Annotated in this window: 15 protein-coding genes; 8 read left to right on the top strand and 7 right to left on the bottom strand. The window is 60.4% G+C overall.

The window, feature by feature from the left end; genetic code table 11:
- Nucleotides 1–101: 101 nt before the first annotated feature.
- A complete protein-coding gene (locus LMTR21_RS37810) occupies nt 102–2648 on the top strand; it encodes a VCBS domain-containing protein (protein ID WP_246174980.1) in 2547 nt (848 codons plus the stop codon).
- Nucleotides 2649–2696: 48 nt separating this feature from the next.
- Here the strand turns inward: LMTR21_RS37810 and LMTR21_RS37815 are convergent, their stop codons facing one another.
- The gene (locus tag LMTR21_RS37815) at nt 2697–3689 is read right to left on the bottom strand and encodes a Bug family tripartite tricarboxylate transporter substrate binding protein (protein ID WP_065750867.1); all 993 of its coding nucleotides are present in this window, start codon (nt 3687–3689) and stop codon (nt 2697–2699) included.
- A 269-nt stretch (nt 3690–3958) separates the two neighbouring features.
- On the opposite strand from LMTR21_RS37815, the gene LMTR21_RS37820 reads away from it, so the two are divergent.
- The 4 genes from LMTR21_RS37820 (at nt 3959) to LMTR21_RS37835 (ending at nt 7804) form a co-directional block, all read left to right on the top strand.
- On the top strand, nt 3959–4873 hold the full coding sequence (locus LMTR21_RS37820) for a 2-dehydro-3-deoxygalactonokinase (RefSeq protein WP_065750868.1): 915 nt from the start codon (nt 3959–3961) through the stop codon (nt 4871–4873).
- A 113-nt stretch (nt 4874–4986) separates the two neighbouring features.
- A complete protein-coding gene (locus LMTR21_RS37825; protein WP_065750869.1) occupies nt 4987–5625 on the top strand; it encodes a 2-dehydro-3-deoxy-6-phosphogalactonate aldolase in 639 nt (212 codons plus the stop codon).
- 355 nt (nt 5626–5980) lie between these two features.
- Entirely contained in the window at nt 5981–6658 is a 678-nt protein-coding gene (locus LMTR21_RS37830; protein WP_065750870.1) for a nitroreductase, read from the top strand.
- A 45-nt stretch (nt 6659–6703) separates the two neighbouring features.
- Nucleotides 6704–7804 (top strand): L,D-transpeptidase family protein, encoded by a 1101-nt coding sequence (locus LMTR21_RS37835; RefSeq protein WP_065750871.1) that lies wholly within the window; start codon nt 6704–6706, stop codon nt 7802–7804.
- Nucleotides 7805–8414: 610 nt separating this feature from the next.
- Here LMTR21_RS37835 and LMTR21_RS37840 read toward each other — a convergent pair.
- The 6 genes from LMTR21_RS37840 to LMTR21_RS37865 all read right to left on the bottom strand — a co-directional run bounded on the left by LMTR21_RS37840 (nt 8415) and on the right by LMTR21_RS37865 (nt 15966).
- Nucleotides 8415–9560: an IS630 family transposase gene (locus LMTR21_RS37840; protein WP_065750743.1), complete on the bottom strand. Its 1146-nt coding sequence runs from the start codon at nt 9558–9560 to the stop codon at nt 8415–8417.
- A gap of 48 nt (nt 9561–9608) precedes the next feature.
- Entirely contained in the window at nt 9609–11870 is a 2262-nt protein-coding gene (locus LMTR21_RS37845) for a S8 family peptidase (RefSeq protein WP_084030550.1), read from the bottom strand.
- A 7-nt stretch (nt 11871–11877) separates the two neighbouring features.
- Nucleotides 11878–12867 (bottom strand): AAA family ATPase, encoded by a 990-nt coding sequence (locus tag LMTR21_RS37850; RefSeq protein ID WP_065752326.1) that lies wholly within the window; start codon nt 12865–12867, stop codon nt 11878–11880.
- 611 nt (nt 12868–13478) lie between these two features.
- A complete protein-coding gene (locus tag LMTR21_RS37855; protein WP_065752327.1) occupies nt 13479–14018 on the bottom strand; it encodes a 4-hydroxylaminobenzoate lyase in 540 nt (179 codons plus the stop codon).
- A 14-nt stretch (nt 14019–14032) separates the two neighbouring features.
- A complete protein-coding gene (locus LMTR21_RS37860; RefSeq protein WP_065752328.1) occupies nt 14033–14761 on the bottom strand; it encodes a nitroreductase in 729 nt (242 codons plus the stop codon).
- The gene (locus LMTR21_RS37865) at nt 14737–15966 is read right to left on the bottom strand and encodes an ABC transporter substrate-binding protein (RefSeq protein WP_065752329.1); all 1230 of its coding nucleotides are present in this window, start codon (nt 15964–15966) and stop codon (nt 14737–14739) included. The genes LMTR21_RS37860 and LMTR21_RS37865 overlap by 25 nt, the downstream gene beginning before the upstream one ends.
- Nucleotides 15967–16196: 230 nt before the next feature.
- Between LMTR21_RS37865 and LMTR21_RS37870 the strand changes: the two genes are divergently transcribed.
- The 3 genes from LMTR21_RS37870 to LMTR21_RS37880 all read left to right on the top strand — a co-directional run bounded on the left by LMTR21_RS37870 (nt 16197) and on the right by LMTR21_RS37880 (nt 20190).
- Nucleotides 16197–17174: a LysR family transcriptional regulator gene (locus tag LMTR21_RS37870; RefSeq protein ID WP_065752330.1), complete on the top strand. Its 978-nt coding sequence runs from the start codon at nt 16197–16199 to the stop codon at nt 17172–17174.
- A gap of 348 nt (nt 17175–17522) precedes the next feature.
- Nucleotides 17523–17990 carry a (2Fe-2S)-binding protein gene (locus LMTR21_RS37875; protein WP_065752331.1) on the top strand — a complete coding sequence of 156 codons (468 nt, stop codon included), beginning with the start codon at nt 17523–17525 and terminating at the stop codon, nt 17988–17990.
- The gene (locus LMTR21_RS37880) at nt 17983–20190 is read left to right on the top strand and encodes a xanthine dehydrogenase family protein molybdopterin-binding subunit (protein WP_065752332.1); all 2208 of its coding nucleotides are present in this window, start codon (nt 17983–17985) and stop codon (nt 20188–20190) included. Before LMTR21_RS37875 ends, LMTR21_RS37880 begins: the two co-directional genes overlap by 8 nt.
- Nucleotides 20191–20424 lie beyond the last annotated feature (234 nt).

A 20424-nucleotide genomic window follows, 5' to 3' on the forward strand; every position in this document is an offset into this window, starting at 1 on the left:
TGGAACAGGAGGTCTCGGCGCCGGGCGCGCCGGGATATCACGTGCGCGTGAAGCCTGAACAAGAAGAAATGCACACCAAGCAAGTGGCTGAGGGATCAACCATGCTCACTGGCAACGAACGCAAGCCGGCGGCTCTGGTTTCTCGTGTCATCGGGAACCTCAAGGCGACGGCCGGCCGCGGCCCGCTCGGGCGTGCGAACGGAACTGCCGCTCAGGTCGTGGTTGACGATCCCAAAAGCCGGGCCGATGCCGGCAGGTTCGGCATGCTGTGGCTCACGGCCCTCACCTTCTCTATGACGACGAAGGTCCAGGCCGCCGACCCGAATGTCACATTCCTTGACGACGACAGCATCACATACCGACACCTCGAGCACGGCGCGTTCGAGCTCATCACCAAGGAGGCAATCCCGCGGCACTTGCTCGTCGAGGATCCCGGACAGACCGTCATCCTGCGTTCGCAGGGATCCTCGGTCAGCGTTACTCAGAGCACGAACTCGGCTGCGCGAATGGCCGAATTGCAGGCGGCCCAGCAGGAGGCGCTCGCCATCTACGAGAAGGGATTGGGGTCGACCGGATCGAGCACGCCTCCTGCCCTCGAGCCGCTGCCGGTGCAACCGATCAATTTCATCCAGACGGATGATTCTGCCCCGGAGCAGGATGCGACTGCTTTGCCGACGGTGATCCAGGCATCGGTCCAGGAGATGATCGTTGGAAAAATTCCGCCTCCCCCGCCAATACCGCCGACGCTGAACGCGATAATCGGGCCGACCGAAATCGACACCTCCATCTTTGACCTCTTCACCGCAACAAGCGGCACTTTCGTAGCCAGCAGCCCCAACAGCCCGACACTGACCTTCGGCATCAACGGAGGAACCGCCGGCAGCACCGTGATCGATGGCGTAACCTACGATGTGTCAAAGACTGGTCCCTACGGCACGCTTTTCGTCGATAGCACAACCGGCGACTACACCTTCGTTCCGGACAATGACGCGATCAATGCGCTGACTGCGCCGACCACCACGGATTTCATGATCACCGTATCCGACGGCACGCTCTCGGCCCGTCAGCCATTTACGATCGCCATCGATGGCGTCAACGACCATGCCATCATCTCCGGCGCCACCGATGGCACGGCGATCGAGGCCGGCGTCGCCGCCAACACCACGCTCGACGCGCTGAGCGCCAGCGGTGCGCGGAGCGCCAGCGGGACGCTCACCAGCGCCGATGTCGATGACGCGCCCAATACTTTCACGGCTGTTGACACTCCGGCCACGAGCGCAGGCGGTTTCGGCGCCTTCACGATGACGACGGACGGCGTCTGGACCTACACGGTCGATGATTCCAACAGCGCGGTGCAGGCGCTCAATATCGGTGACACGCTGACCGACTCCTTCACGGTGACCACCATCGACGGCACCGCGCAGGTTGTGACACTCATCATCAAGGGCGCTAACGACGCAGCGGTCATTTCCGGCGCCACGGCCGGCTCCGTGACCGAGGACGGTGGCGCCAAGTGCGAGCCGCCGACGGCGACCGGCACGCTCACCGCTACCGACGTCGACAACGCGGCCGGTTTTACGGCGGTCAAATGCCCGACGGCTAGCGATGGCGGCTATGGCACCTTCACCATGACGAAGGACGGCACGTGGACCTACACGCTCGACGACAGCAACTGCGCGGTGCAGGCACTTAATGTCGGCGACACGCTGACCGACTGCTTTACGGTGACCTCGCTGGACGGCACCGCGCAGCTGGTGACGGTTACCATCAATGGCAACAATGACGCCGCTATCATTTGCGGAACCAAGCATGGCTCGGTCATCGAGGCTGGCGGCGCGGCCAATTCCGCATCCTGCAAACCAACCGCGACCGGCACGCTCACCGACACTGACGTCGACAACGCTCCCAACACCTTTACGGCGATCGATTCGCCAACAGCGAGCACGGGCGGCTACGGCACCTTCACCATGACGAAGGACGGCATCTGGACCTACACGCTCGACAACACCAACTGCGAAGTGCAGGCACTCAATGTCTGCGGCACGCTGACCGACTGCTTTACGGTGACCACCATCGACGGCACCCCGCAGGAGGTGAAAATCACCATCAACGGCGCCAACGACGCTGCCGTCATTTGTGGCACCACGACCGGCTCGGTAACCGAAGCCGGCGCTTGCACCTACGGTACGCCGATCGCGAAAGGCACGCTCACCGATACCGACGTCGATAACACGCCCAATACCTTCACCGCCGTGTGCTCGCCGAAGGCAAGCGATGGCGGCTACGGCTGCTTCACGATGACGGCGGATGGCGTCTGGACCTACAAGCTCGACAACGCCAATTGCGAGGTGCAGGCGCTCAACGACTGCGACACGCTGACCGACACTTTCACGGTGACCACCATCGACGGCACCGCACAGGTGGTGACAATCACCATCAACGGTGCCGACGACAGCTTCCACTTCAAGGACAAGATGTCCAACGTCAGCACTTCTGACGTCATCGACCTTGCGGAGGATAACCCGGCGCCCATCGGCTCGACCGCAAACGCTGCGGAAACCAGCGGACCGCCGGCGATTTCAGAGGCGATCGAGCTGCCTGCATTCGTTTGGAATCAGCCCCATGCGCCGCAGGATCTGATCGTGTGACGAACTGCGCCGCTTTCAGCGCAGCCGGCCCGCGCCGCACGAGACGCCCTACTTCGCTTCGCTCGCCTTGATGCCTGAACTTTCAATGAGCTTTGCCACGCGCGGCAAGTCGTCGGCGAACAGGCGCGCATGTGCCTCAGGCGTCAACTCGTTGGCCGGGAATGGCAAGGTCCCGAGCTGCTTGAGTTTCTCTACAAGCTCCGGCTCCGACAGCGCCGCGCGGAGCGCGGCATTCAGCGCATTGATGGTTTCTTTCGGCGTGCCTTTCGCCACGTAAAGCCCATGCCACATCGAGTAACTGACCTCGGGCATGCCGAGCTCGGCTGTGGTCGGCACGTTCTTCAACTGTTCGAGCCGTTGCGGCGACGTGATGGCGATGCCGTGCAGCGTTCCGGCCTGAATTTGCGGCAGCGCGTTGGTGACCTGATCCCACAGCAGGTCGATCTGCCCTGCCAGCAGATCGGCGATCGCGGGAGCTGATCCGCGATAGGCCACGACCGTCGGCTTGAAGCCGAGCACGTTACCCATCATCACGGCGCACAGGTGACTGTTGGTCCCGAGGCCGCCATGCGCGAAGTTCGCCTTGTCGCGTTGCGCCTTGATCCACGCCACATGGTCCTTCGGGCTTTCGCCGGGGATCGACTTCCGGCCAATCAGAACCATCGGCGCATTGTTGACGAGGCCGACCGCCTCGAACGCCGTTTTCGTATCGTACCGCAGGTTGGTGAACAGGCTGGGCGCCGCCAGCAGCGCGACGTGATTGATCAGGATCGTGGAGCCGTCGGGCGCCGATCGCGCCACGCGATCATTGGCCAGCGTGCTGCCGCCGCCGACCACGTTCTCGACAATGACGGTCTGGCCGAGCGTCTTCGACATCCGCTCGCCAATCAGGCGGGCGACCGTATCCGTGCCGCCGCCGGCCGCAAAGGGCACCACCAGCGTCACCGTCTTCGCGGTCGATTGAGCGTGGGCCTGCGGCGTGAGCGCCGCGATCAAGAGGCCAAGGCCGATCAGCGCGCTGTTACCAAACCGGTTGATCATGAGAGCTCCTCCCAAGTCTTGTTGTTATGGCGCATTCTTTGCGATGCGCATTCATTGGCGAGGCTCCGCCGCCGGCTAGCAGCGCGACCCCGCATGAACCGGGATCATGCTGATTGCATTTCTACAAATCAACTGCAAAGCGAGTGTATTTCGCGCAGGCGAAGCGGCATTTGGTCCTTCGCTGCGCCGTCGGTCCAGCACCGCGACAGCGGGCAGACCGGCGTGGTATCATGCCGCTGAGACGTAGATAGCATCGGAACGAACTTGAAATGAGCCAGCCTGCATTTGTCGCGGTCGATTGGGGCACGAGCAGTTTTCGGCTTTGGCTCGTCGATCGAACCGGCGACATCCTCGGGGAACGGCGCAGCCACGAGGGCATGACGACGGCGGGCAGACTGGGCTTTCCGGCGGTGCTGCAATCGCATCTGGACGCTGTCGGCGCCGCGGATGGGCTGCCCGTTATCATCTGCGGCATGGCCGGCGCCCGGCAGGGATGGGTCGAAGCCGGATATGTCGACACGCCGGCGCCGCTCGCATCGATCCTGAAGCAGGCCGTTGCGGTGCCGGGACAGAACCGTGACATCCGCATCCTCCCGGGAATTGCACAACGAGACCCCAAAACGCCCGATGTCATGCGGGGCGAGGAAACACAATTGCTCGGCGTCCTGGGCATGGATGCTGCGGGGGATGCGCTCGTCTGCATGCCGGGCACCCATTCGAAATGGGTCAGGGCGAATGGAGGCACCGTCGAAGGCTTCGCCACGTTCATGACGGGAGAGCTGTTCGACGTCATATCGCGCGAAACGATCCTGTCCCACGCGGTGGCCGGCGCCGATGAAGCCCCAGATATCGACGCCTTCAAGTCCGCAGTCATCAGCGCATTCGAGACGCCCGCGAACGCCGCCAATCTGCTGTTCCAGGTGCGATCGGGCCAGCTCCTCTACGGCGGCACGCCATCTTCCGCCCGCGAGAAAATATCGGGTACCTTGATTGGCCTCGAATTGGCTGGAGGGCTTGCCGGACAAATGCCCGAGAACGGCATCACGCTGGTGGCCTCAGGGCGGCTCCAGACGCTCTACGAATTGGCGTTTGACACGGTCGCCGTTTCCATCCGATCAATCGGCGCCGAGGATGCGGTCCGTCGCGGCCTTTCGATGGCCGCGCAATCGATCTGGAATGTCTAAAGCGTGATGACTTTTCTTCGAATCGTCATCCCGCTTTATCTTTTTGTTTGAGCATGATCTTTTCGGAAAACCGCTACACACTTTTCCGGATCATGCTCTAGAGGATCACCCGAATGCGCGTCGCCCCGTTCCCCCCGATGAAACGCCCGCTGGTCGCGATCCTGCGTGGCGTGAAGCCCGACGAGGCGGGCGATATCGTCGCCGCGCTGATCGACAGCGGCATGACGGCAATCGAGATCCCGCTCAACTCGCCAGATCCGTTCCGTTCGATCGAGATCGCCGTCAAGAAGGCCCCTGCCGGAATTCTGATCGGTGCCGGCACCGTGTTGACGCTGGACGATGTCGCGCGGCTTCACGACGTGGGCGGTCGGCTTCTGGTCAGCCCCAATGTCGATCCGGAAATCATAGCGGGCGCCCGGGCGCTCGGCATGGTCACGATGCCCGGCGTCTTTACCCCGACGGAGGCGTTGCTGGCCGCCAAGTCGGGCGCCTCGAGTCTGAAATTCTTTCCCGCAAGCGTGCTCGGCGCCGCCGGCATTGCCGCCATCCGCGCCGTGCTTCCCCCGGACCTGATGATCGCCGCGGTCGGCGGCGTCTCCGACAAGAATTTTGCGGACTACGTCAGGGCCGGCATCATGGCATTCGGCCTTGGCAGCAGCCTCTACAAGCCCGGCATGACGGCGGCGGAAGTAGCGGATCGCGCCAAGGCGACGATCGAGGCGTATGACGCGGCGGTTCGAGAGGTCGGGTAGGACCGCGGCCCGCCGTCGCATGCTCTCGTCGCGGGCATGCCGCGCCGAAGCGTACGTCACCCATGTCTCAGGTACGTGCCGTTACCCATGCCAAAAATATCGAAAACAACCCCATGCAAAGTAGCCGGCGGCCGCCGCAACCAGCAACCTGGACCGAAAATTTGACACGCCGGGCAAATCAGCGGCACAATCTGATCATCCCGGAATTCGCTAAACGACGGCGTGCGCGCAATGGCGACGCAATCATGTTCCGCGTCGCTGGACCGCCGAAGACACGCCGCCAGCGCTTGCGCGAGCGTGCAGAAACCGCGAAAATCCCGGCTGTTTCAGAACTTGTCAGAGGAATTCGGCACAGATGCAGTTCGATGACGTCATTCTCGGTCGCCGGAGCATCCGCGGCTACAAGCCCGATCCGGTACCCAAGGCGCTGATTGCGGAAATCATTGGTCTGGCGATGCGCGCTCCGTCGTCGATGAACACCCAGCCCTGGAATTTCTACGTCATATCAGGCGAACCGCTGGACCGGATCCGCGCCGGCAACACGGAAAGGATGGTCGCGGGCATTCCGCAGTCGCGCGAATTCCGCACGGGGCAGCCCTTTGCGGGCAAGCACCGCGACCGGCAGATCGGCGTCGCCAAGCAATTGTTCTCCGCGATGGGCATCGAGCGCGACAACAAGGACAAGCGCCACGACTGGGTGCTGCGCGGCTTCCGTCAATTCGACGCGCCCGTCTGCGTGATCATCACCTATGACCGCGTGCTCGACGGCAGCGACGACACGCCCTTCGATTGCGGCGCCGTGGCGACCGCGCTGGTGAATGCCGCCTGGTCTCGCGGGCTGGGCGCTGTGATCAACAGCCAGGGCATCATGCAATCCCCCGTGGTGCGCGAGCACGCAGGGATCGCAGACGATCAGGTCATCATGAAAAGCATCGCGCTGGGCTGGCCGGACGAGACGTTCCCGGCGAATGCGGTGGTGTCGGAGCGGAAGTCCGTGGAGGAGGCTACGGTGTTCGTCGGGTTCGAGAAGTAGCGGCGAGCGGACGAAGTGGCTGGAGGTGCAACAGTGATCCCCGCCATGGTCCGACGCGCACTTGTGCTGGCGGCGGCTGTTGCCGCGGCCTTGACGCCGGTTACGTGCCTTGGCCAAACCACAAAGCCGTTGCCGGCCAAGGCCACACAGGAACTGCCGCCCGAACTGCTCGCACTGCTCGAGCAGAAGAAGATGCCGAAATATTCGCCGATCGTCGTGCGTGTTTTCAAGGAAGAGGCGGAGCTCGAAGTCTGGAAACAGGACACGACCGGCCGTTTCCAGATCCTCAAGACCTATCCGATCTGCCGCTGGTCGGGCGATCTCGGGCCGAAATTGTACGAGGGCGACCGGCAGGCGCCGGAAGGGTTTTATACGATTACACCTGAGTTGATGAATCCCAACTCCAACTTCTATCTGTCGATCAACCTCGGCTACCCCAACAGCTTCGACAAGGCGAACAAGCGCAACGGCAGCTTCCTGATGATCCACGGCGACTGCTGGTCGAGCGGCTGCTATGCCATGACCGACGAACAGATCAGCGAAATCTATTCGCTGGCGCGCGACTCGCTCAGCGGCCGGCCGTCGTTCCAGGTGCAGGCTTATCCGTTCCGCCTGACGCCGGCGAACCTGGCGCGGCATCGAAACAGTCCGAACCTCCCCTTCTGGAAAATGCTCAAGATCGGCAACGATCATTTCGAGACGACGCAACTCGAACCCAAGGTGGATGTGTGCAACCGCCGCTATGTATTCAATGCGCAACCGCCTGCGAATTCGCCGCATCCTCTCGTGTTCAACCCGAACGAAAAATGTCCCCCCTTCGTCGTCAATCCGGAAATCGCGCGGCGGGCACTGGAGAAGCGGCGCGCCGACGAGCTCGCGTACGCGAAATTGGTTAAAGACGACGTGCCGGCTGCCCCGATCTACAGCGGACTCGACGGCGGAATGAACAAGGCGTTCGTCGCAAAATTTCCGGGCAGAGTGACGCTTGCGAAAGTGATGCCGTATGCATCTTATTTGCCGCAATTGCCGCCGATCCCCTGGATCGACAATGATGGCTCGTTGACGAGCAAGTGGTTTGGGAGTTCGTTCTCCAAGCCGGTTGTGTGTGATGCGGGCCGGGCCGGCTTCCCGTCGGGCCGGTGCTAAACACTTGTGCGACGTCAGCGATGGATCATCGGCAGACCACGCCTGGCATCAACATTGCGTCTGCTCACTGTCGGACAGCAATGCAAGCGTCGCAAGGCAACGGCGTTCAGAAGGACTCTGTCTCTCTCGTCCGTCTCGGCAAGTGCCGCTGTAGACTTGACCATTGAGCCACCTCCAAAATCATCTCGTCATATAAGGAAGTTCAGCGCGCGGTCCAATAATGCGACATACGGACATTTCCGCTTCGGGTTACATGCAAACATAGCCACTCCCGTTAGGGTGACCACTTGCGGATAGCAAAACTGATCTCTGCCAGCGTGCCCAGCGCTACCGCAACGAGGATGGTATAAATACCCAATCAATGTTCTTCCCTGGTGATTTGCCAACGTAGCGTTATCTCATCCGGTCCCGCCTAGAGCCCTATCACGGCCGAGAAGACACAACTCGCCATCAAACGCGAACACGCACTCGGAGTTGGTTGTAGAGGTTGATTTCAGCCTCATGCTCCAACTCAACGGCCACCGAGAAGCGTTGATGGGTGATCTCCTCTCCGGCCCACCGCCGTTCAGCGAACACAGCTAGTCGAGCGTTTCCTTGGTTCGAATCATAATCAGGCGGCCTCGGCAAGTTTGTAGGACCAAGTATGGATGACCGGATGGCGGTTGACGTCGTCGATGCCGGCCATGATGCGCTCCTTCAGCTCGTGTTTTGAGGTCACCCGGATGTGGCGCAACGTCGAGCGGGCAAACTTGGAGAAGAAGCCCTCGATCAGGTTGAGCCAGGAGCCGTGCTTGGGAGTGAAGGTGAGTTCAAAGCGTCCGACGGGGCGGGCGTTAAGCCACGCTGTGGTTTCTCTCGATATGTGCGCGGAATGATTGTCGAGGATCAGCTTGATTGCAGTGCCTCTCGGATAAGCGGCATCGAGTAACTTGAGGAATTCAACGAACTCCCGGCTGCGATGGCGGTCTCTCACGAGAGCATGGACCTTGCCGGTCAGCAGATCGATCCCGGCCAACAGACTGAGCGTGCCATGACGTTTGTACTCGTGATCCCGCGCAAAGGTGGCGTGAGCCCCAGGCACGGGCGGCAAATCCGGCGCCGTCGTTGCGATAGCCTGGATTCCTGGCTTTTCGTCGCAGGAGACGATTGCCACCGGCTTGCCTCGCCTCTTCGATCCGGTAGAGGTTTTTTTCAGAACCTCGACTTCACGATAGACACACAGGACCTCGGCCATCTTCTGTTCGAATTCGCTGTCGCGGTTCTCCAGATAGTAGTGCACCTTGTGCGGCTTGATTTCCTCTTTGCCGAGGATCTTGCACACCGTGCCCTGGACCAAATTGGCCAGACACCTGTGCCCTGCCGCTGGTCCATGCACGCGCGCATGGCGTGCCAGCAATCGCGTCGTCCACAATTCATGCGGATGGCCGTGGTCTTTGGCCTTGTCGCACGCCAGCGACGCCAGCCAAGCTTTGGCCTCCGGCGTGATCGTGGGCTCCCTGCCAGGCCGCGGCCGATCGTCGAGGGCCCCCAGCGGGCCATGGGCCAGCGCCCGCTCGACACAGCGCTCGACGGTCTGGTGATGGACCCCAAGTCTGCGCCCCACGGCACAGAACGACGGATTATCCCGGTAGGCCAGCAGCATCTGTGCCCGCGAGACCCGGCTCGCTGGCTCGGTTCTTGACCGCGAAAGAGCCGCCAACGTCTCAACCTCATCGTCGGTCATCGCCAATTCGATCGCTTGCCGCCATCCTGCCATGATACTGTTCCTCGTCGCGCCAGCCGCAACCGAGGAATCCGCCAACACTCAATCAGTTCCAGTGCGGGTTTCTTGGAATCGAACGTCTAGATAGTAATCGTCGCCATACCTATCAATGTTCTTCGCCATCTTGAATACTGAGCATTGCAGCGTACTCGTTCCACGCACGTCACGTGACGGTAACAGGCTGCACTTGGCTGTGCCCGGCAAATCCTCAAAGGGAGCTTCATCTTTGTTCCGGTGCCGGAAATGTTCAATGATTGCCTCTGGTGTCATTCCACGAAGCAAATGATAATTCATCCTCAATCCGAGGTATTCGAGTCTGCTATGACGGACGGGTGGATCAAAGGCTAAGCTCACTTTGATGGCTCGCTTTCCCTTTGTTGATTGAAAATCCTTCGGCAATGGTACGCGGTAAAGCGCGAATTGGTCGATGGGCAATTCCTGCCGATCTGCAAACATGATGACGCGCGCCTCTTCGGAATTCAGCGCGCGATATAGATCTGGTATCCCGTAACCCAAGCAGTGCCTCATCGCTTTGTCGCCCAATGGTGACAAGGCTTGTATCGCTTCGGACGGATGGCTCGCAGACACTGCAAGCAATGCTCTTACTAGGTTCGCTGATGCATCCGGAAGCGCTCGAAGGAGCAACGCCGCTTTGTAGACAATTCGCGGGGCAGCCATCGATGTACCCGTCGCGGAGGCTAACAACCCTTGGATATAGTCCGCTCGAAGAGTGAGCATGCCGGAACTCGCAAAATCTTCGCCCGCAGCAACTCGTTGAGTGCCTCCATCGAATACACAGGTACCACCAAAATCAACGAGGTCCGGCTTGATTGCATCGTTGATGCCCGGTCCGGATCGTGTGATCGGTGTTGGGGTGTTCGTTGAGGTTATCGCTCGCAGTTCAGCGCCTCCAAAGTCGGCCGGGAGACCATTAGCGTGGGCTAGGCTTCCCACGGTCAATGCTATCGCCGCCGTCGCCGGTTCAACAATCCGATTGTTGGGAGCGACAAGGTAATTTGGATAAGCACCGATGATGTTCTCAGCCGGAACACCCCATGGCGCTTGTGCGCCACCGGCCGAGTTCCCGGCCGATACGACAATTACTACATCAAGCTCTCGCGCGAGTTGATCGAGCGTCGCGGACCATTGCGAGACGCGTCCTCCATCATAGGGAATTTTGTATTTATCACCGAGCGATACGTTTATCAGTCGGCACCCGCGCTCATGGAGTGCCGTGATCGCCTGCTTCATGACATGGGGAATGGTTTCGACATCATCGAACTGACCTTGGTCATTGACGACTTTAACAGAAATGATGCGAACCGGACTTTGAAAGGATTGCTGATCAACGCACTCGCGCACGTCCCCGAAAGCTGCAATTCCTGCCACTTTCGTCCCGTGCCCCCAAATGTCGGCTGTACCCAAATTAGCGGGCACTCCGATTGCTTCGATGAGACTTGGAGTAAGCAGCGGATGATCAACACTTCCGCTATCAACAATGCCGATAATCGGCGCGTCGGCAGGAGGAGCCGTTGCTTCTGGCTGCCGCTCCAAGTGGATCAATGGAACGTCACGTTCGCCGAGATCAGGGATCGGCCGGTAATCGACGCACGATACGGCTGACATTTCGAGGACGGCGCGCAAGAGCGAGCCTCTCATGCGTGCGCGTAGAACAATCAGCCCGGCCGTCCCGATGTACCGGGATTGGACCTCCCCACCCTCATTTTGGATGTGTTGCACTAGGAGTTGGACACGGACTTCCCTGTCCATTTGGGTAGGCGCATCCCAAAGTTCGACATCGATACCATAGTCAGCATCAACCCTGATGTCGTTCAATTGAACTATGCCATCGTTGCGCAGCCGGGGACCAATCCTATCGCTCGGGGAAATACTTCCGATATCTTCGATTGATGCGAACAACGAATTGTAAGCGGGGTTTTGGCGGCCTTCCGGTGTATCAGCCTGATATTGGCCGAGCCGCGTGCGGAATTCGCGTAACTCGACGTCATCAGAGAATAGAACCAGAATATCATTAGGCTCCTGCGCAAGCACTTTCAGCCCCGCAGTGCGCCAACTATCCTCTTGGACCGGATGGGCAAGCGACACCTTGAGGATAAGTTCAGGGTTAATTCCCTCGACTGGCGGAACCACCCTTTGCTCAGCTACGGCAGTATCTACTTTCGCTTGGATTTGTGCAGCATGTGCTGGGGCCGACCTCTGAGGCGGCCCCACGGGATTAGGTACCCGACGCCGGTCGATATCGCCCACCAAACGTTCAAGCGGCAGATGGGGAAAAGTAGCCATTCGCCCGCTACATTTTCCCGAGCGAAGTTAGCCCCTTCCGTCGCATTTCCTGTCTAAGAGCAGAGGCAAACTCTGTTTCGCTGACGGATTTGCGTTTTTTCAACACTGCTTTCTTAATTGCATCAACGCAAATGCGCTCAATATCAGCGTAGGACATGCCCATGAGCTTGGGACTTATGCTCTCAATATTGAAATGCGGTGGAAAGTTCGCGAACTGGCGAGCTAGCAAAAGCGCAACTTCTTTTTCTCCCGGCGGATCGAAAGATACAACTTCGTCAAAGCGACGCCATATTGCTTCATCAAGGAACTGCGGCAGGTTAGTCGCGGCAATAACCAATCCTGGCCCGCGAAAGCGTTCAATCATATGAAGCAGACTGTTCACAACACGACGCAATTCGTTGTGTTCAGTGGTGTCGGCACGAGTTCTTGCTAACGCGTCAAACTCATCCAGAAACAACACACAGGGTCGACGCCCTGCGAATTCAAACAGGCGGCGGAGATTACTGGCAGTTTCACCCAAGAAGGATGAAACGAGAACATCAATACGCGCCGCGAATAAGGGAAGAGACAACTCTCTTGCCAAGACTTCCGCACAAAATGTCTTTCCGCAACCCGGTGGCCCCGCGAAAAGTATGCGCGTCGATAACGGCAGCCGATGACGCCTAAGCTCTTCACTTCGCCGGCGCTCTTCAATAATGCCTTCAACGAGTGACCGTGTATCGGCGTTTAGCACTATGTCCCGTAGGCCGCGAGTGACATTGATTTCATCAACCAAGCTCGTGGCGGGATCGACCTGCGACCCTAGCGACGTTAAGCGCGGTTGAGAGGCTTGATAGTCCGGGCTGACGTTAGCATCGAGAATTTTGCGGAGTGCGTCAGCAAAGGGTTTTTTACCTTGGTTCGCCGCTTCATCAATGATCCGAAGCGCCGCCGCGCGAAACTCCTGCGACCGGCCATAGCTGCCGACAAGTTTCTTGATGTGGTCGGCCTTAGCCATGAACGCACCGGAGCGAGGGAAACGCGATCAAACTAGCCTGATTTGCCCAGCGACGAAAATGGCCGACATCGGCGTAGAGCAATGAAGTTGTGTACTACCCACGTTACTCGCCACCGCGATCTAACCGCCCTCCACGCAACGTGGGAACGCCAAGACAGTCCAGAAGGGTCGGGAAGATTGGGGAACGTCCCTCCGAAATTATGAACTTTCCTAGAATATACAAAAGGGTTGTCCCGACTGACTGGCGGAGAGAGTGTCAGTCAATCCCCATTGAAAGATAAAGCATTTTCGACCTTCCTGGACCAAAACCCACCGTTTGAGCTACCGGCGGAAAATGGAATTCGGCATTCGACAAAACCTGTCCCGTCCAATGACCCGCCGACAACACTGCCATCAAGCGACTAGCGAAACGCAAATTGCCGTCGCACCACTGCACCTCTGGCCCGGCCGTTCGTTTTCCGTCGGCACTCGATGGGCCGCAGGACGGGCCATAACACTGTTTCGCAGAGCGCTTGGCCGCGGGGGGTGCAACACTCGATTCCCTTTGATTGGTCCAAGGGCAATCCCACGGCTCGCGGCATAGCTGCTAATCGGACTGCCGGCGCCGAACGTCAGGCCGGCGCCTTGAAATCGTAGGAGATGCGCCCGGCCGGCAGATAGAACAGGGCGATCACCGCGCCACCCCTGACCTCGGGATAATGCCGACTGCCGGGATCCGGCGCCGTCCAACCGGGCCCCTGCCAGCCCTGCAATCCCTTCAGTTGCGCGCCCTTGTCGAGGGGAACGACGAGGTTGAGCTCGCCATAAGGATGGCCGTGATATTGCCCGCGCAGCACGTCGTGATCGTCCTCGTCCTTGAAGCGGCGTGGATCGGTGCTGTTCATGTAGACCGCAGTGATGCTGAACTGGAACGTCTCGGGGACCGGCTCAAGGATGCGGCTGCGCCGATAGTTCGGGCCATCCACCTCCTGGTTCGCCGCCCAGCCCTCCTCGACCCCCATTTTGATGAGACGGGCGAGATCCCGGTAGAGCGCGCTGTCCTCTCCATAAGTCTCGTTGAGCCATCGCTCCATCGCCGCGCCCGGCGTCATGTCCTTGACCTCACGCAGAAACGGAATGCTGCGTTCGATCAGCTGTTCACGGCTTCCCATGACTTTCTCCTGTTCTATTCCTCGAAACCCTTGAAGGAGGCGAACGCCTCCACATCCGCGCGCGGCATCAGCCGCGCTCGCGACCGCTCCTTGGGGTGGCCCATCGAAATCCCGCAGGCCACCATCTGTTCGGCGGGGATCGACAACAGCGGACGCAATATCCGGTGGAATTTGGCGAAGGTTTCCTGCGGACAGGATTGCAGCCCGCGTCCCACCGCAGCCAACATCACGTTCTGGATAAACATGCCAAGATCGAGCCAGCTTCCCATGGCCAGGCGGCGGTCGATGGTGACGATCAATCCAACCGGCGCGCCGAAGAACGCGTAGTTCTTTGCAGTCTGCCGGCTCCTCGCCGCAACGTCGCTTTGAGCTATACCGAGCGAGTCATAGAACAATCGCCCGAACTCCTGGCGGCGGCTGAGATACGGCTCGGGGAAAGCGCTGGCGTAGTATTGATATTCGGAGACGTGCTCGCTCGGCTCGTTCTCATATGCATGCAGAAGCGCAGCGGACACCTCGGCCCTGGCTGCGCCTGCAAGCACGTAGGCGTGCCACGGCTGGATGTTTGCACCGCTCGGCGCGAACCGCGCCACGCGCAGGATTTGCTCGATGGTCGATCGCGACACGGGACTGCCGGAGAACTCACGGCACGAGAGCCGGCCAGCGATCGCCTCGTCGATCGGACTGCGCGCAACTCCGCACGCCGCGTCCCGGTCGATCACGGCTTTTTCACGCGCGAGCATCCGCCCTCCTCCATCGGTCTGAAGGCCTCTTCCCCCGGGATCGTGGCTAGCAACTGGTAGTAGTCGAACTGGTACTTCGACTCCTCCGGCGACTTGACGCGGAACAGATACATATCGCGGACCAGTCGGCCGTCCTGCCGGATCCTGCCGTTGCGGGTCATGAAATCGTTTACCGGCAGCTCGCGCATCTTGGCGGCAACAGTGGGTCCATCGAGCGTGCCTGCGGCTTCGACCGCCTTGAGATAGTGCATCACCGCACCATAGGTGCCGGCATGGATCATGGTGGGCACCTTCTTCGTCTTCTCGATGAAGCGCTTCGACCATGCACGCGTCTCATCGTTGAGGTCCCAGTAGAACGCTGAGCTGAGCATCAGGCCTTGCGCGCTTTGCAGCCCGAGGCTGTGAATGTCCGCGATGAAGACGATCAGGCCAGCAAGCTTCTGCCCGCGCGTCACGCCGAACTCGCCCGCCTGCTTCACGGCGTTGATGAAGTCGCCGCCGGCGTCGGCGAGGGCGATCACGTCCGCTTTGGAGGCTTGCGCCTGCAGCAGGAACGACGAGAAATCAGACGTATTGATCGGATGCTTCACGGCGCCGACCACCTTGCCGCCGGCGGCATCGATCACCTTGCGGCTGTCGGCCTCGAGCTGCGCACCGAGCGAATAGTCTGCCGAAAGAAAGAACCAGCTCTTGGCACCGAGACGTGAAATCGCCCTCGTCGTCCCCTGCGACAGCGCATAAGTATCGTACGTCCAGTGGATACCGGTCGGCGAACATTCATCGCCGGTCAGCCGGGACGTGGCCGCACCGGTGGCGAGAAACAGCTTGTTCTTGTCGCGCGTAACGCCCTGCACGGCCAGCGCGACGGCGGAATTCGCGACGTCGAGAATCGACTCGACGTTCTCGTTCTCCAGCCACCGCCGGGCGATCGCCGAACCGATATCCGCCTTGTTCTGGTGATCCCCCGCAACGATCTCGATCGGACGCCCGAGCACCTTGCCCTTGAAATCGTCGACCGCCATCTGCGCCGCGACGACCGAGCCCCGCCCGCCATTGTCGGCGTAGAGCGACGACATGTCGGTCAGCACGCCGAGCCTGACCGGCCCGTTCTGTGCAGCCGCCGACGTCGCCGTCGCCACGAGCATCAACGCCAGTCCGATCGATTTACGCGCGCCACTTCGGGCCGACATCACCCAGGCCTTCATCGCTTTTCTCCTCCCAACCCGGTGCCGGCAATCTTGGCCAGAACGCTGCGTTGCGGAAGTGAAAGTCTTGCAGAGTGATCCTGAGCCAGCTTCAGCTAGCCGGCGGCCGCGAGAGGACGATGCGCTCCGCACGATCCGATTGGTTGCATCCGCCAATCGACTGGCCTTAACTGCCGTCGATCGTGGAATTTTGCCGAAGCGAGCGATCCGCTACAGACAGGACTCTCAGCGTGTCCGTTTCCTTCAAGACCCTGGATCTGAATCTGCTCAAAGTATTCGACGCCGTCATGGAAGAGCGCAGCGTGCTGCGGGCCAGCCAGAAGGTCGCGCTGAGTCAGTCCGCCGTAAGCCACTCGCTCGCGCGGCTGCGTGAGATGCTGGACGACGACCTGTTCGTGCGCACTGCCACCGGAATGCAGCCGACGGCCCGCGCGTTGACGATGGCACCGCAGGTTCGCCAGGCGCTGCGATCGCTGGAGGCCGCGGTCGAACTGCCGACCTTCGCTCCGGCGGTCTCGACCAAGCCGTTTACGCTCGCAGCCAACGACTTCACGACGATGGTGCTGGCGCCGCCACTCCTGAAGATCTTGAGCCGGGAGGCTCCGTCGATCGACCTCACCATCAAGCCGGTGACGCGGATCGATCTTGCCGAGCAAATCGACCTCGGCCGCATCGACGTCGCGATCGGCGTGTTCTCGTCTCCGCCGAGCCGCTTCCGCACGGCGCTGCTGTTCGAATATGACGATGTGCTGATCGTTGGCAGAAAGCGCAAGCTTGGCCGGCTCGACAAGGCAAAGCTCGCGACCTTGCCGCTGGTCGTCGTGTCCTTTGGCGGCGAGCAGGAGGGCGCGATCGGCGGTTTCATCTTCGAGCGCGGACTTGCCAGACGCTCGGAGATGTACGATCGCCCCGCGCTCGAACGGTCGCTGTCCGACAGCGACCGGCCGCCACGGATCGCGGTCTCGCTGCCGCATTTCCTTGCCCTGCCCGCGCTGCTGGTCGATTCCGAGCTGGCGGCTATCGTTCCGCGACCCCTGGCGCGTGTGCTCGAACAAGCGCATGCGATCACGACCCATGAACTGCCCTACACCACGACGCCCGTGGAGGTTCGGCTGCTCTGGCACGAACGCGTCGAGGACGAACCCTCGCACGAATGGCTTCACGAGGTGCTCCGGCGCGCCACCGAAGAGCTGAGGCACAGGCGTTAGCTTGCCGACTGCACCTCAGCTGCAATCACCGGCCGGCGCTTCATCGCGCGGCCGTGGTGCCGGGCATCGGAACCCAGCGTTCGCCATAGAATGGCAGAGAGGACCGTCGCAGCGGTATTCCCCGCTGCTATGGAAATTATACATGTCGGCTATTGGAAAATTTCGTCCCGCGCTGCGATCAGTGGATACCAGTGTCGCAGATTTCATCGAGTAACGCCCAAGGCAACCTCAGTCCGAATCCAATCTCCCCGAATATACCGCATCGGACAACTTGATCCTGCCGAAGAAACTCAATGCGTAGGTGTTCGTCGGCTCACCGCTCACTCCCAACGCGCTCAAGAGGTATCCATGGCTTTCACATTAAAGATCAACGGCACACCCCATCAGGTCGATGTCGACGGCGACATCCCGCTTTTGTGGGTGCTGCGCGACGTGCTCGGCATGACCGGGACCAAGTTCGGCTGCGGCCAGGCGCTCTGCGGCGCTTGCACTGTGCATGTCGGCGGTCAGCCTGTCCGCTCCTGCCAGACGCCGCTCGACAGCGTCGGCGACAGCGCGATCACCACGATCGAGGCGATCGGCCAGGCGCCGCAGGGCGCGGCCTTGCAGAAGGCGTGGCTGGAGCTGGAGGTGGTGCAGTGCGGCTACTGCCAGTCCGGCCAGATCATGTCGGCGGCGGCGCTCCTGAAGGACACGCCGAAGCCGACGGATGACGACATCGACGCCGCCATGTCGGGGAATGTCTGCCGATGCGGCACCTATCAGCGCATCCGCGCTGCGATCAAGCACGCTGCGGGAGTTTTAAATCATGGATAAGCTCGTTCTGAAAGAGCAGATTGCCGATGAAACAGCGATGTCGCGGCGCGCCTTTCTTCAGGGCACGGGTTTGCTGCTTGGTTTTGCGGTGACCGGTGCAAGCACGGAGTCCGTCTTCGCGGTGCCTGCTTCGCAGGTGGTCGAAAACGAGGTCACGGGTACTTTCGCGCCGAACGGATTTATACGGATCAATCCGACCGGCGCCGTGACCCTGATCATTCCGATGATCGAGATGGGACAGGGCGTTTACACGTCGCTCTCGATGCTTCTCGCTGAAGAACTGGAAGTGAAGCTTGACCAGATTCAGGTTCAGCATGCGCCGCCAAATCATGCGCTTTACGCCAACTCTATCATAGGCATTCAAAATACAGGTGGTTCCGCCTCTGTCCGCGCCTTCTGGACGCCGCTGCGTCAGGCAGGGGCGGTGGGTCGTAATCTGCTGATTGCGGCAGCCGCAAAGCGCTGGAACGTCGATCCAGCGACTTGCCGCGCCAAGGACGGCGTCGTGTTCGATGCATCAGGCTCGAAGCATCTGAGCTACGGCGAACTGGCGAAGGCCGCGGCGAAATTGCCTGTGCCGCCTGCGGCAAACGTCAAATTGAAGGATCCGAAGGATTTCACCCTGATCGGCACGCGTGCCAAGCGCGTGGATTCAGAGATAAAGGTCGATGGGCGCGCGCTCTACGGCATCGATACGCGGCTGCCGGGTATGAAGGTTGCAGCGGTTGCTATTTCGCCCGTGCTCGGTGGCAAAGCGAAAACGGTGGACGAGAAGGCCGCGGTGACGGTGAAGGGCGTCCGGCAGGTGGTCAATATCGATGAAGCTGTTGCCGTGGTGGCGGATCATACGGGTGCGGCGAAGAAGGGGCTCGAGGCCGCCGCCATCACGTGGGACGACGGGCTGAACGGCAAGGTCAGCAACGCCGGTATCGTCAAGCAATTGGAGGAGGAATCCAAAAAGCCGGGCGCAGTTGCTCGTAACGATGGCGATGCACGGAAGGCTCTTGCGGAGGCGGCGCAACGGGTTGACGCTATCTATCAGGTGCCTTTCCTGGCCCATGCGGCGATGGAGCCGATGAACTGCACCGTTCATCTGCAGAAGGATCGTTGCGACATCTGGGTCGGGACACAGGCGCCTACGATCACGCAGTCTCTGGTAGCCGAACTCACCGGCCTGCCAAAGGATGCGATCAAAATTCACAATCATCTGATTGGCGGTGGCTTCGGCCGAAGGCTGGAGGCCGATGGCACGGTGCTGGCCGTCAAGATCGCCAAGCACGTCCATGGCCCGGTGAAGGTGATCTGGAGCCGCGAGGAAGACATCCAGCACGATATGTATCGGCCGTACTATCTCGATCGGCTCTCGGCCGGACTTGACGCGGCCGGCAAGCCGGTTGCCTGGACGCATCGCATCGCCGGCTCCTCAGTCATGGCTCGCTATTATCCCCCTTACTTCAAGGACGGATTGGACCCCGATGCCGTAGAGGCGGCGGAGAAACCGCCCTATGCGCTGCCGAATATCCTCGTCGACTTTGTCCGGGTCGAGCCCCCTGGTGTCCGGACGTCTTGGTGGCGCGGCGTCGGACCGACTCACAATGTTTTTGTGGTCGAAAGTTTCATGGATGAGCTCGCTCATGCCGCGAAGCAGGATCCTGTCGCTTATCGAAAGGAATTGCTTGGCCACAATCCGCGAGCGCTTGCTGTTCTGTCGCTTGCTGCAGAAAAAGCAGGGTGGGGATCGCCACCTCCCTCACGGCATGGCCGCGGGATTTCGGTACAATTCGCATACGGAAGTTACGTGTCGCAGGTCGCCGAGGTCGAAGTGGCGGCCGATGGCTCTGTCAAAGTCAAGCGGATCGTCTGTGCGATTGATTGCGGCATGTACGTCAATCCCGATACGATCGAAGCACAGGTTCAGGGTGGAACGCTTTTCGGGCTGACCGCCGCGCTCCATGGCTCGATCACCTTCAAGGATGGACGCGTCGAGCAGAGCAATTTCGACACGTATCTGCCGATGCGTATCGACGAGGTGCCGCTGGTGGAGACGCACCTGATCAAGAACGCAGAAGCTCCAGGTGGCGTTGGTGAAGCTCCGACAGCTATTGTCAGTGCGGCGGTCACCAATGCGATCTTCGCCGCGACCGGCAAGCGTGTGCGCAGCCTGCCAATCGATACAAATTCGCTGAAGTCGTCGTCTTAGTCCTCTCCCGTCATCCCGCGCGTCGCTGCGCGCACGGGATGACGGTCCAGGACTAAAGCCCCGGAGCATAATGACTACGGGAGCGTTCGCGGTCTCTGCTCGGAAAAGTCGCCTCTCAGAAGGACGCCGTCTCGGATTGCAAACTCGATCCACTTCGAAGCTGTAATGTGTGGTGCCGGCAACCGAAGTACGGCTTGGTCCGTTCAGTGCCCCAATTTCGTCTCGAGACGTCGC

This window comes from Bradyrhizobium paxllaeri (assembly GCF_001693515.2).
GTDB lineage: Bacteria > Pseudomonadota > Alphaproteobacteria > Rhizobiales > Xanthobacteraceae > Bradyrhizobium > Bradyrhizobium paxllaeri.

Bases quoted from the DNA above. Each gene is read 5' to 3' on its own strand.
- LMTR21_RS37855 (WP_065752327.1), bottom strand. From the start codon at position 14,018: ATGGGAAGCCGTGAACAGCTGATCGAACGCAGCATTCCGTTTCTGCGT.
- LMTR21_RS37865 (WP_065752329.1), bottom strand. From the start codon at position 15,966: ATGAAGGCCTGGGTGATGTCGGCCCGAAGTGGCGCGCGTAAATCGATC.
- LMTR21_RS37825 (WP_065750869.1), top strand. From the start codon at position 4,987: ATGCGCGTCGCCCCGTTCCCCCCGATGAAACGCCCGCTGGTCGCGATC.
- LMTR21_RS37820 (WP_065750868.1), top strand. From the start codon at position 3,959: ATGAGCCAGCCTGCATTTGTCGCGGTCGATTGGGGCACGAGCAGTTTT.
- LMTR21_RS37880 (WP_065752332.1), top strand. From the start codon at position 17,983: ATGGATAAGCTCGTTCTGAAAGAGCAGATTGCCGATGAAACAGCGATG.
- LMTR21_RS37815 (WP_065750867.1), bottom strand. From the start codon at position 3,689: ATGATCAACCGGTTTGGTAACAGCGCGCTGATCGGCCTTGGCCTCTTG.
- LMTR21_RS37830 (WP_065750870.1), top strand. From the start codon at position 5,981: ATGCAGTTCGATGACGTCATTCTCGGTCGCCGGAGCATCCGCGGCTAC.
- LMTR21_RS37875 (WP_065752331.1), top strand. From the start codon at position 17,523: ATGGCTTTCACATTAAAGATCAACGGCACACCCCATCAGGTCGATGTC.
- LMTR21_RS37860 (WP_065752328.1), bottom strand. From the start codon at position 14,761: ATGCTCGCGCGTGAAAAAGCCGTGATCGACCGGGACGCGGCGTGCGGA.
- LMTR21_RS37845 (WP_084030550.1), bottom strand. From the start codon at position 11,870: ATGGCTACTTTTCCCCATCTGCCGCTTGAACGTTTGGTGGGCGATATC.
- LMTR21_RS37840 (WP_065750743.1), bottom strand. From the start codon at position 9,560: ATGGCAGGATGGCGGCAAGCGATCGAATTGGCGATGACCGACGATGAG.
- LMTR21_RS37810 (WP_246174980.1), top strand. From the start codon at position 102: ATGCTCACTGGCAACGAACGCAAGCCGGCGGCTCTGGTTTCTCGTGTC.
- LMTR21_RS37835 (WP_065750871.1), top strand. From the start codon at position 6,704: ATGGTCCGACGCGCACTTGTGCTGGCGGCGGCTGTTGCCGCGGCCTTG.
- LMTR21_RS37850 (WP_065752326.1), bottom strand. From the start codon at position 12,867: ATGGCTAAGGCCGACCACATCAAGAAACTTGTCGGCAGCTATGGCCGG.